Origin of the sequence: Luminiphilus sp. nBUS_16 (assembly GCF_051201645.1) — a bacterium.
GTDB lineage: Bacteria > Pseudomonadota > Gammaproteobacteria > Pseudomonadales > Halieaceae > Luminiphilus.
In genome coordinates this window covers 2,762,754-2,775,611 of the sequence record NZ_CP179205.1, presented here as the reverse complement: position 1 = coordinate 2,775,611, position 12,858 = coordinate 2,762,754, and the positions used below count along the sequence as shown (strand labels likewise).

Here is a 12,858-nt window from a genome sequence, read left to right as displayed (position 1 = left end):
AATGCCATCTCAACGATGGTACCGAGCATTTCCAGATTTAACGCTATTCAACTCGGTTAAAGCTTACATGGTGCAAGCGCATAATCGTGCAGCTGTGTGTTGGCTAGACAGCCTAGGCCTCAGCGACTCTGAACTGTTAAAGGCAGCGGCTATTTTAGCGAAAGAATCTGCGCCGGTTGTGGTGCTCAGTGCGACACCCAGCGAATCGGAGGCTTTTAGTGTTTTAGCCTCAGGTGCGAAAGGCTATTGTCATGCCGAATCGGTACCCGAGCAGTTTGTTGAGGTGGCACAGGCTGTCGCTTCCGGGGGATATTGGGTGCCACCTGAGCTGGTACAGCGTTTTGCAGCGGCTGCACTAACTGTAGGTGCAGTTAAAACATCTGAAGTGCCCGCGGGTTTTGATCAACTTACCGAGCGCGAGTATCAAGTGGCGATGGCCGTTGGCAAGGGTTTTAATAATAAAGAAATTGCGTCGCAGCTTGGATTGGGCGAACGAACGGTCAAAGCGCACCTGACCACAACATTTGAAAAACTCCAAGTTCGAGACCGTGTGCAGTTGGCCCTGATAGTTAATCGACTCCCTCTGCACTGAATACCCACATTGGTTCTAGGAACCTTTCCTCTCCCGACCTGTGAGGTCCAAGATGGACAGGAGCCGCTGCCCCGGGATTTAGGCGAACTAAGACTGCTCAAACCCCCAGGTACTTTTATCCTGCTCGGCGCAGAAATGTGATAAATATCACATAAAATTTCCCGCGGCCTTTCCCTTTTGTCCATAGCGGAATGCTTGACTATTCCTGAATATGTAGCAATCACAGGTGTAATGAGTATAGGCAGCTTTCATGGCTAAGTTTGTTGGCACAATTTCGAAACTCACCGGAATGGTTTTGGCGCGCGCGGAGGATGGCAGCACGCGCGAGCTTAAGGTCGGTGATGACGTATTTGAAGGCGAGGTCCTAGTCACGGGGGACGAGGCACTTGTGGAGGTGATGTTTCAAAACGCTCCGCCGATTGTGGTACCCGGTAATCGTGAATTGTTGCTTAGTGGCGAGGTCACGGTAGACGGACGCAACACGATTACCGACGCTGTTTTAGCAGGCGAGACGCCGCAACTTTTAGCGACTGCAGAGGATGGAGAAATTGACTTCAACCTGCTGATAGAGGAAGAAGCGACAGCTGCTGGAGCGGGAGGCGAGGGCAGCTCCTTCATTCGACTGGGTCGAATTGGCTTTGGGCCCGAACCTCTGGAACTTTCTGATGCCGGTGCGCCAACGGGTGATGCAGCTGGGGATTCCAGCGCATTCGACAATGATCTGGCGCTGTTAGATGACGAAGACGATCCAGAAGACCCTATAGACCCTGAAGACCCCCCCATTGTCGTTGATCTCAATGAGGGACCTGATGCCATTGACGATAGGGTAGATACGCCCTTTGGAGAGTCGGTGACGGTATCTGTACTCGCAAATGACACCGATCCCGAGAATGACCCTCTTACCGTCACTGATGTGGGTGACGCTAGCTTCGGGGTCGCTACGATCAACGAAGACGGAACAATTACCTACGTACCCAATGAGGATTTCTCCGGCGAGGATCAGTTTTCTTACACAATTAGTGATGGCAATGGTGGCACTGATACCGCGATTGTTTTGATTAACGTTAACGACCCGCCACCGCCACGTAATTTGGCGCCAGAGGCAGTTGATGATAATTATGTGGTGGCTTTCGGGGGGGAGCTTAGCGGCAACGTCATGTTAGAAAATGACAGTGACCCAGAGGGCGATACGCTCACGATGACTAGCCATTCGGCCCCACAATTTGGGGACCTAGTGCTTAATGCCGACGGCAGTTTTATCTACGTGCCGGATGCTGGCTTTAGCGGCGATGATCAATTCACCTACACAATTACCGATGGAAACGGCAACCAGGACACGGCAACGGTGCGAATTACCGTCGGCGAGGAGTCTAATAATCCTCCTGATGCCGTCAATGACTCGGTGGCGACGGCGTTTGAAAGTGCCATCGATATTAATGTCTTAGAGAACGATTCTGATCTAGACAATGATGCTTTATCGGTAGTGAGTAACACGCAGCCCTCAAATGGCGTAGCCGTTGCTAACCCGGATGGGACCTTTACCTATACCCCCAATGCGGGTTTTGTTGGCACCGATTCCTTTGACTACAAAATCTCTGACGGCCAGGGCGGTGAAGATACTGCGACTGTAACCATACAGGTCGACGCGCTGACACCGCCAGAACCTGATCAGCCGCCCAACGCGGTTGCTGATAATGCAGAGACGTCACTGGATACTGCGGTGACGTTTTCGCTGACAGACAATGATTCAGACCCTGATGGTGACCTAGACGTCAGTACGGTTACGGTGGTCGACAGTCCATTGAATGGGTCGGTACAAGTGAATGCTGATGGCACGGTGACCTACACGCCTAATGCGGGCTACACCGGCGCGGACAGCTTTACTTATACCGTCGCCGATGCTGATGGCAGTGTTTCGAATTTGGCATTGGTGTCCATTGACGTGCTCGAAGTGGCGCCCCCGCCCCCACCGCCCCCACCACCGGAACCTGATCAGCCGCCCAACGCGGTTGCTGATAATGCAGAGACGTCACTGGATACTGCGGTGACGTTTTCGCTGACAGACAATGATTCAGACCCTGATGGTGACCTAGACGTCAGTACGGTTACGGTGGTCGACAGTCCATTGAATGGGTCGGTACAAGTGAATGCTGATGGCACGGTGACCTACACGCCTAATGCGGGCTACACCGGCGCGGACAGCTTTACTTATACCGTCGCCGATGCTGATGGCAGTGTTTCGAATTTGGCATCGGTGTCCATTGCCGTGCTCGAAGTGGCGCCACCGCCCCCACCGCCCCCACCACCGGAACCTGATCAGCCGCCCAACGCGGTTGCTGATAATGCAGAGACGTCACTGGATACTGCGGTGACGTTTTCGCTGACAGACAATGATTCAGACCCTGATGGTGACCTAGACGTCAGTACGGTTACGGTGGTCGACAGTCCATTGAATGGGTCGGTACAAGTGAATGCTGATGGCACGGTGACCTACACGCCTAATGCGGGCTACACCGGCGCGGACAGCTTTACTTATACCGTCGCCGATGCTGAAGGCAGTGTTTCCAATACCGCAACGGTGAACCTGCAGGTCAGCGCCCAGCGCGAGGTGGCGGCATTTACCGACAATTGGGTCAATGGCGTTGAATATTCGGCGTATGTGAATGAGGCAGCATACCGCAACGGTGGGGTGCCGGTTGCACAAGGTTTAACAGGGGATCAGGGCGGGGTGCCTGGGTCCTTTTCTTTTTTGACCGGTGAATTTATCGTTTTCAAAATTGGCGATGTCATCGTGGGGGAATTCGGTGTCGATCAGCTTTCTGGCGAGGTACTGTTTATCCATGATATCGCAGGCATCGCAATGTCCAACACCAACTCAGATCAGTTGGAAAACACCGCTATTTTTCTGCAGGCTTTGGACGATAACCTCGCGGGTGCCGTAGACGCTGACGGTGATCTGCTTACTAACGCCATTACTAACTCAGACACAGCATTTACAGACGGCATTACGATTACCGCTGCGGTTAGAGCTGCTTTTACGGGGTACATTGATTCGGCGACGAACTTGCCCCTCGACTTACAGGATTCAGGAAAAGTCCAAATTTCAGAGGCCCTCGCTACTCAAAATATTGAGTTTACTCGCCAGTCAGAGGTCGATCCAAACCCCGGTGATGGGCTGCAAAACACCTTCGAAACGGAAGCAATAGACCACGTCACTGACACGGTGACCCTGCTTGATGGAACCCCTGCCGGCGGCTTTGACGCACGAGAAGAGGACATACCGGTTGCCGGCCTCAATCCCATTGCTCAATACGTAGTGACGGGTCTTGACACGGAAGATGGAAATGATGGCACTGCACAGATCGCGTTTGACCGAGATGATTTGCTTAACGGGGCACAGCCCAATCAGGTGATTTACGAGAATCTAGAGATCGAATTTCGTGGCGCCAGTGCCGGGGAAGGAAGTGTTGGCGGTATTACATACCAAACGACCGACGCCCAAATTACTATCAATGGCGCTACCCGAACCGTAGGTACTGTGTTTTACAATGATGATACTGGTCAGGGCTTTATTCAACTTGACCCTTACGACCCGGTAACTGATACCGGAATAACAACCGCTGAAATTCAGAGTGGAGCGCTGTTTAATCTGGAGTTCGGTTATACGGTTTGGGACTGGACTGCGCCCTTCGACGTCATCATCGAGCCGACCCCCCTTGACAAGTCTTACCTCGCGGCTGAAATTACTAACGTTGTTGAGGGTGAGCTGATCGAATTTGAACTCACCAGTAGCGTGACGTTTAATACCGACGAAAAGTTAACCGTTAAATTCGCACCAGAGGGTAACGGCTTTAACTTCGCCGAATATGCTGACGACTTTATCGTGCCCATTCAATATTCCACCGATGGTGGTGCTACGTGGCAGTTTATGGATACCGCTTCTGATCCCTACTTTGCGCCTCCTTATCCTTTGCCCCTTCCCGTTTTTGAATTCACACTGCCCGCGGGCGCTGATTCAGTTTTAGTCAGGATCCAAACTTTCGATGATGTGATCGATGAAGACCCAGCAGGCTCAATAGACCCTGTTAGTGGTCAGGGCATAGAAGTCATTGACATGACGATAGAGGGGGCCAGCGACAATTTTTTTGAAGGTAATTTCGCAAATGGCGCGCCAGCCTCAGCGACCTTTCAACCGGGGATTATTGATAACGATCCCAGCGCACCTGCGCCTTACGTCGACGTCGATTTTGTGCAAGTTTATGAGCACGATGGTAACGGTGTATTTACCATTACCTTGTATGACGTGAACGGCAATGTTGCTGTTGCCGACAGCTCCGTGACAGTTGCTTACAACACAACAGATGGGAGCGCGAGGGCGGGCTTAGATTATCAGTCTGTTGCGGGCACTGCGATTATTCTTGCTGGGCAATCATCAGTCACCGTATCCGTGCCGATTATCGACGACGAAATTGACGAGCCAACTGAAAATGCGCTGCTTGATGTCACGGTTGTTTCGGGTCAGTTAGGTGGAATCAATGTCATTAACAGCGACCCCCAGGGCACTCTAAGAATTTACGATAATGACAAAGGCGTGTTCAGTGTAGCTGATGTCACTGTTGTAGAAGGTGATGTCGTGGCTGGTCAGGGTGCTGGAGTTCTTGTGACGGTTACTCGGTTTGGCGCGGGTCCTCAACAAGGCAACCAGACGGTAACCGTTTCTACATTACCAATATCAGGCTCTGATACTGCACAAGCCGCAGATTTTACAGCTACTACGAATGTGGTTTTAACGTTTACGCCGGGAGAAGCCACGCAAACAGTATTTATTCCGATTAACGACGATCTGCTCATTGAAACTCAAGAGACGTTTCGTGTTGAGCTGAGTAACCCAACGGGCGACGCTTCGATCGCCCAGCCTGGATTAGCGGCAGATGATGGTGTTGCAGTTGTAACGATCATAGATAACGACGGTGATACCGTCTTCGCGAAGATCACAGTCGATGATAGTGAGATACAAGAAGGTGGTGATATAGCGACATACACTGTGGCTTTGGTTGATCAAGGGGGTGCTGCGGTAACGGTTCCACCGGGCGCCACGGTGACAGTGGCCCTTAATTGGAGTGGCGTCGCCAATGCCGACGACGTTGATGGGGTGTTGCCCTCCACAGTAGACATAGTGGGTAATCAGCCAGCGACGTTCAAGGTCAAGGCGAGCGACGACTATGACCTTGAAGGTTCAGAAGCTCTGGTAGCGACCTTGACTGCGGTGACAGATAGCAGTGGTTCATTTGGCTCGGTTAAGGTCGCGACGATCGCTAATGGTTATAGCTCTGATGCGAATATCGCTGAGACGAACATCCTCGATGACGACGACGAGCCCGGGCCTAATGACCCTGTGGACACGGTATACACGATTATTACGGTGAACGATTCTGACATTGAAGAGGGTGAACAGGCGACCTTCACTGTGTCTTTGGTGGATAAAGATGGTGTTGCGGTTGTGGCGCCTACAAATATAGATGTGACGTTGGAGTGGAGTGACCCTGCCGCGAATGCCGATGATGCGAAGCCGTTGCCAACAACGGTAACGATTACGGCCGGCAACACTAGTGCTGATGCTGTTGTGACAGCAGTTGACGATGTTTATAAGGAAAGTGCTGAGGCGCTAACAGCTAGGATCACGGCGGTTGCTGATCAGAGTAGCCCGGAGTCTTTTGAAAACCTGATCGTTGGTGGTCAAGCCAGTGCCACGACAACGATCACGGATGAGAGTGCTCCCGGGCCTAACGATACGGTGACGTTGAGTATTGTCGGTCCCGCCTCGGTGACAGAGGGTGATCAAACCGGCAACTATACGGTGAAGCTAACCGATCCTGCGAATGCTGCTATTGCCGCAGAAGAGGATGTGGTTGTTACGATTACATACACGGGAACGGCAACTGACGGAGCTGATTACACTAGCCAGCAATCGGTGACGGTTGCTAAAGGTAGCACCGAGGCTAATTTTAAGTTGCTAACTGCAATTGACTTTGAGGCAGACAACAACGAGACGATCATCCTGACCATTGCAACTCAGGATGACGGTGGTTTTGAAAAATTAGCGCTGGGTAATAGCTCGGTGACCACAACAATTATTGAAGGTGAGCCGAATACCGTCTTCGCGAAGATCACAGTCGATGATAGTGAGATACAAGAAGGTGGTGATATAGCGACATACACTGTGGCTTTGGTTGATCAAGGGGGTGCTGCGGTAACGGTTCCACCGGGCGCCACGGTGACAGTGGCCCTTAATTGGAGTGGCGTCGCCAATGCCGACGACGTTGATGGGGTGTTGCCCTCCACAGTAGACATAGTGGGTAATCAGCCAGCGACGTTCAAGGTCAAGGCGAGCGACGACTATGACCTTGAAGGTTCAGAAGCTCTGGTAGCGACCTTGACTGCGGTGACAGATAGCAGTGGTTCATTTGGCTCGGTTAAGGTCGCGACGATCGCTAATGGTTATAGCTCTGATGCGAATATCGCTGAGACGAACATCCTCGATGACGACGACGAGCCCGGGCCTAATGACCCTGTGGACACGGTATACACGATTATTACGGTGAACGATTCTGACATTGAAGAGGGTGAACAGGCGACCTTCACTGTGTCTTTGGTGGATAAAGATGGTGTTGCGGTTGTGGCGCCTACAAATATAGATGTGACGTTGGAGTGGAGTGACCCTGCCGCGAATGCCGATGATGCGAAGCCGTTGCCAACAACGGTAACGATTACGGCCGGCAACACTAGTGCTGATGCTGTTGTGACAGCAGTTGACGATGTTTATAAGGAAAGTGCTGAGGCGCTAACAGCTAGGATCACGGCGGTTGCTGATCAGAGTAGCCCGGAGTCTTTTGAAAACCTGATCGTTGGTGGTCAAGCCAGTGCCACGACAACGATCACGGATGAGAGTGCTCCCGGGCCTGACGATACGGTGACGTTGAGTATCGGCGGGCCGGCGACAGTGGTAGAAGGGCAGGCTACGACCGTTTATACCGTTGCCTTGACCGATGAGAATGGTGATGCGGTAAGGGCTACTGAGGATGTAGTCATCGACATAAATTACACCGGTACGGCAAATGATGGTGTTGATTACGATAGTGTGGCTCAAGTGATCGTTCTGGCGGGTAACTCCAGCGTGACATTCGATTTGGCGACCCTTGACGACGCCATTCCTGATGACGGTGAAACGATAATCCTCACAATTGGAACTTCAAGTGATGCAGGGTTTGAGAAGCTTGAGCTTGGTACGGACTCGGTAACTACAACAATTACTGATGATGATGTCACCGGCGACGACGACGATGACGACGATGACGACGATGACGACGACGACGACGATGACGACGACGACGACGACGATGACGACGACGACGACGACGATGACGACGACGATGACGACGACGATGACGACGATGACGACGACGACGACGATGACGACGACGACGACGATGACGACGACGACGATGATGACGACGACGACGACGACGACGACGACGACGACGACGATGATGACGACGACGACGACGACGATGATGATGACGACGACGACGACGACGATGACGATGACGATGACGATGACGACGATGACGACGATGACGACGATGATGACGATGATGACGACGACGACGAGGATGATCCCATTGCTATTGATTTGGATGGCGATGGTGTTGAGTACCTGTCCAAGGAGGACGGCGTTACCTTTATTGACCAGGCCTCGGGAGCCGTCGTAAATACGGCTTGGGTGGCCCCTGATGATGGGTTGTTGGTCATCGATGCGGATAATTCCGGAACCGTTAATGAATCTAAGGAGTATGTCTTTACTGAGTGGAGTGAAGATGCTGAGACGGATCTCGAGGCGGTAGCAGAGGTCTTTGATACTAATGACGACGGTGTACTCGATGCGCAAGACGATCAATTTGATCAATTTGCTGTTTGGCAAGACACCAACTCAGATGGAATCACGGACGAAGGGGAGCTTCAGACGCTATCGGAACTGGGTATCGAGAGTATTGATCTCAACTATAGCGATGACAGTGAATCCAGCACTGCGGCCGGCGGTGATGTAACCATTCACGGTCAATCGGAGGTAACGTTTACCGATGGCTCGTCCGCGGTTGCTGAGGATGCGAGTTTTGCTGTCAGCGTGGAGGACCTATTTGGCGATGACGACAATCTTGTGCTCCCTGAAGAAAGCGATGAGGTACCGGCAGGGGCCGACTCGGCAACACCAAGAGGGGCCGGCGGAGTGTTTGATTATGATGCGGGGATGTTAGAAATCGACTTAATGAATTCTCAAAACCCTGACGACAAACCTGCCCCAGAGTCTGATTGACCGGAATTGAGGTGAAATAACGCCACATCGGAGCCTCGGTGTGGCGTCTTGCTCAAAGAAATGACAAATTCTTCGATGTAGGCTGTCTGTTTCAGAGGCTATTCTTTGCCCAGACGCCCGCTCCGGCTGATGCACCCGATTAGCGACAAAAGTCGCAGTATGGCTTGCTATGGGTCGCGATGGCGCCGCTGAAATGCGGTAGAAGACGGGTGCATTCAGCACCTTACTACGTCTCTTTTTGTGCGACCGCATAAAAACAATCAACATTGTTTGTAATCCCCTTGGACTTGTGCGAAGCTTTTGACTGGTAGTAGAAATCTACAAAAAAAAGGCTCCTAGCCCAAATAAGGGCGACGGCATAATAATATTGAGGAGATCCAGCTATGCGACTGAATAAGCGCCATCATTTCCCCCTAAGTAAAAAATACGTATCCATGGCTGCTGCAATTGCCACCGCCGGCGTTTTTGGTGGTCTGCCGCAGATTGCTCTCGGGCAAGACTCGGTGAGTCTTATCGAGGAAGTTGTCGTGACCGCGCGTAAGCGAGAGGAGTCACTTCAAAACGTCCCGGTCGCTGTAACGGCGCTATCTCCGACTCAAATTGAACAAAGTGGTGTGCAAACGCTCATCGATGTTGCCAAATTAGTGCCTAATGTGGAGCTGCACCAGGTGACGCAGTCGGGAGCAGCACTGGGCGCGTCTATCCGCGGCATGGCTTTTGACGATCTTGAGAAAAGTTACGAGCCGACGGTAGGTATTTCTGTGGACGGCGTGTTCATGGCCTCTAACGCCGGTGCTGTTGTTGATTTCTTCGACATAGAAGGTGTTGAGGTCCTCAGAGGACCACAGGGCACCCTCTTCGGTCGCAATACAATTGCTGGTGTTGTCAATATTAAAAGAACGCAGCCTACGGGTGAGTTTGGTGTGAAGCTTGAGGGGACTTTTGCAGATCACAACCGCCAAGACCTCAAGGGTGTTGTTAACGTGCCGCTAGGCGAGAAGGGCGGCGCCAAGTTCTCATACCGTGACCTAGAGATGGACTCACACCTCTATAACACCACCAATAATGAGCGGCCCTACAACCGGGACTCTCAAGTTTGGGGTGCAGCCATTCGCTATGATTTCACTGACAATTTCACGGCGACGCTTAGCTACGATGACTACGAGCACTGGACTCAACCGCCTGATGTCGTGGCTTCAGGTACAACCGATAGCGTTTTCTGCTCCTTGGCGGGCTTAGGTCTTCCCTTTGGTGGTGCCTGTAACGAAAACTCAGCGGCGCTCTCTGAGGCAAGCGGCTACAAAACATCGAATGCCTCTGAGCAAATTTACAGCTACATGTGGGGCGACAACCTGACCCTGAACGCAAAGTATTCAGGTGATGGCTTTGATGTTAAGTACATCTTTGGAAGAATGGCCTTTGAAGAGGAGGCTTACTTTAACTCTTGGGGAGCGCCTCAACCGCTGTTTGAAGTGCTGCGTCAGCAAGACTATGAGCAAAACTCTCACGAGTTGCAGTTTCTTTCAGACTGGGACGGCCCACTGAACGTAGTCGCCGGCGCCTATTATCTCGAGACAGAAGCCTTCATTACCTCTGGCCCTGTTTCCAACTTCCAAACGACCCAAGACGCGGATGCATTAGCCTTGTTTGGTGAGCTGAACTACGCCATCAGTGACCTCTGGTCAGTGACGGCGGGTGTGCGTTGGACCGACGAAAGTAAAGACCTAGATAACCGACAATACGGAAGCTCAGCCGACCGACTGGCAGGCGCTCCCATTGCGAATCAGCTGACGCCGAGCTACGAGGATTCGAATGTAACCTACCGCTTTGTGTTGCAGCGTGAGTTAAATGTTGGAATGGCTTACCTGTCTTATGCAACAGGGTATCGCGCGGGTGGTTTTAATAGCCGCGGCAATAACTCGGATACGATCGGTCCTTACGATCCCGAGGAGGTAGGAAGCTGGGAGCTGGGTATTCGTACGCAGCCCACCGATCGGTTGCAGTTAAACCTGACGGGCTTCTACGCGACTTACGAAGATAAGCAGCAGTTTGTTGTTACAGATGGTACTCAGTGCGATCAAGCGGCAACGGCGACTTGTACGTTCATTCGTAACGCGGCAGAGACGACCAACAAGGGTATCGAGTTCGAGGGGGTTTGGGTGCCCACGGATGGTCTGAACATCAGGGCCACTTACGGTTATCTTGATGCCGAGTTTGATAAATACGACTTTGGTGGCATTGATATTTCCAGCCAAGCTCAGGTGATTTACGCACCGGAGCACACGTTGAGCCTAATGGCTGATCATACGTCATCAGTACTTGGTGGCACACTGGTTCTCTCCGGAACCTGGAGCTACCGTAGCGATCTTTGGGGTGCCGCAGAATTTGCCTTTTATAACTACGACACAGGTCCTGATATCAACATCGATTCCCACGATCAGCTTGACTTAAGCGCGACCTACCTTCGTGACCTACCACAAGGTGCACTTAAGTTGATGGTCTACGGTACCGACGTTCTTGACGGCGACGGGCGGGTTGCACGGGCTTATGATGCGGGTGCATTTGCGTGGCAGGAATTGGTCCCCGGGCGACAAGTGGGTGTTACGATCGGATACGAGTTCTGAAGCTGAAGTTCTGTGTAAAGCCACCTTCGGGTGGCTTTTTTTTACCCAGATTATTACGGAAATCTTGACTTAGCGCCGTATTAGAGCAATTGGCGTGTGATTTCGGCCATGACGATTAGTTGGCTAAAAAGCTCTGCGCTCAAAGCGCCCGTAGAAAACCTCGGCTATGGGCGCAGGCCCACTTCGAAGCCAAATTTACAGTTCAGGGTTACTTTGATTTTGCTCGAGTTGCGAAAAGTGCAAAAAAGCAGAAATGTTGTGTTGTATGTAGTCGATTCGAACTTCCTGATCTCTGCGATCGCCCCCGCCCCGCGTAAAGGCACCGTCCTTAGTTTTAAACATCAGCTGTTTTGCTAGGTTTTCCTCAATGCATTTGAGGACGGCAACCTGGGTCAGACTGTCAGTGGGTTTAGGAGGGGTCATACGGACAAAGGCGAGTAAGCCCTCTGTACGGCAAGCTATTGGGGTACTTCTTCCCCATTCGAGGTAGGTGGGGTTATTAATGATTTCGGTGGCGATTTTTTCAGCGTGCGTGTAAATGTGCGGTGACGCGTCGAGATGTTGTAGCTGTTCCAGTGAATACAGCATCCAGTGCGACTGCTCCCGTATGCCATAACCCTGTTGCGCCAAATCAGCCTCGACTTCTCTAACAGAGTTCAACAATAGCGAATCACCCGTTATACGGTAGCACGCGAGCAGCGCGAGCAGCGCCTCTCCTACGTAGTACTCAGATCTAAAGCTCGAAACTTTACCTGATTTAAAATACCGCTTGTGCACGAAGTCTCCGTGAACATTGCGCTGTTCCAAAATAAAGTGACAGAGCTGGTGTGCGGTATCTAGCAGCACATCACTTTTGTTGGACTCGTAGAGCTTTGCCAGCGCAAGCGCTGCTAGGGCGTTGCCCCCTAGCTTGATGCTATTTTTCTCTAAAATACAAAAATTGTGATAGCCGCGAAAAAAACGCAGATGTTCATTAAATAAATACGTAATGGCTCTGTCTGCGGCGGAGAGAAGTTGTTCATCCTGCGAGACAGAAAATACGTCTAACATTGACCAAACGGTCCCGGAATGTCGTAGGACGTTATATCCAGAGAGGTCAGCGTTGCTGTTGGCATCATAGCGATACCTGAACCGCCCTGATTCCAAATTCAGCTTGGCGAGCTTGTTGGCGCCTATTTGAGCGACGGCCAAGGCATTGGCGGGTAAAAGATGGGGCATTGCTATGCAGTGTCCTTAAAAAGCTTGTGGTTGCTACCCGTGTTGATTAGGCC

4 protein-coding genes are annotated in these 12,858 nt (G+C 51.7%); 3 read left to right on the top strand and 1 reads right to left on the bottom strand.

Going from position 1 to position 12,858, the window contains the following annotated elements; genetic code table 11:
* Window position 1: 1 nt before the first annotated feature.
* The 3 genes from ACMAY6_RS12355 to ACMAY6_RS12345 all read left to right on the top strand — a co-directional run bounded on the left by ACMAY6_RS12355 (window position 2) and on the right by ACMAY6_RS12345 (window position 11,587).
* Window positions 2-592: a response regulator transcription factor gene (locus ACMAY6_RS12355; RefSeq protein WP_435212250.1), complete on the top strand. Its 591-nt coding sequence runs from the start codon at window positions 2-4 to the stop codon at window positions 590-592.
* 250 nt (window positions 593-842) lie between these two features.
* A complete protein-coding gene (locus ACMAY6_RS12350; RefSeq protein WP_435212249.1) occupies window positions 843-8,963 on the top strand; it encodes a retention module-containing protein in 8,121 nt (2,706 codons plus the stop codon).
* A 383-nt stretch (window positions 8,964-9,346) separates the two neighbouring features.
* The gene (locus tag ACMAY6_RS12345) at window positions 9,347-11,587 is read left to right on the top strand and encodes a TonB-dependent receptor (protein ID WP_435212247.1); all 2,241 of its coding nucleotides are present in this window, start codon (window positions 9,347-9,349) and stop codon (window positions 11,585-11,587) included.
* 195 nt (window positions 11,588-11,782) lie between these two features.
* On the opposite strand, the gene ACMAY6_RS12340 is transcribed toward ACMAY6_RS12345, so the two are convergent.
* Window positions 11,783-12,805 (bottom strand): hypothetical protein, encoded by a 1,023-nt coding sequence (locus tag ACMAY6_RS12340; protein WP_435212245.1) that lies wholly within the window; start codon window positions 12,803-12,805, stop codon window positions 11,783-11,785.
* Window positions 12,806-12,858: the final 53 nt, after the last annotated feature.

Excerpts from the sequence above, each read along its gene's own strand:
- ACMAY6_RS12355 (WP_435212250.1), top strand. The coding sequence starts at position 2 with ATGCCATCTCAACGATGGTACCGAGCATTTCCAGATTTAACGCTATTC.
- ACMAY6_RS12350 (WP_435212249.1), top strand. The coding sequence starts at position 843 with ATGGCTAAGTTTGTTGGCACAATTTCGAAACTCACCGGAATGGTTTTG.
- ACMAY6_RS12345 (WP_435212247.1), top strand. The coding sequence starts at position 9,347 with ATGCGACTGAATAAGCGCCATCATTTCCCCCTAAGTAAAAAATACGTA.
- ACMAY6_RS12340 (WP_435212245.1), bottom strand. The coding sequence starts at position 12,805 with ATGCCCCATCTTTTACCCGCCAATGCCTTGGCCGTCGCTCAAATAGGC.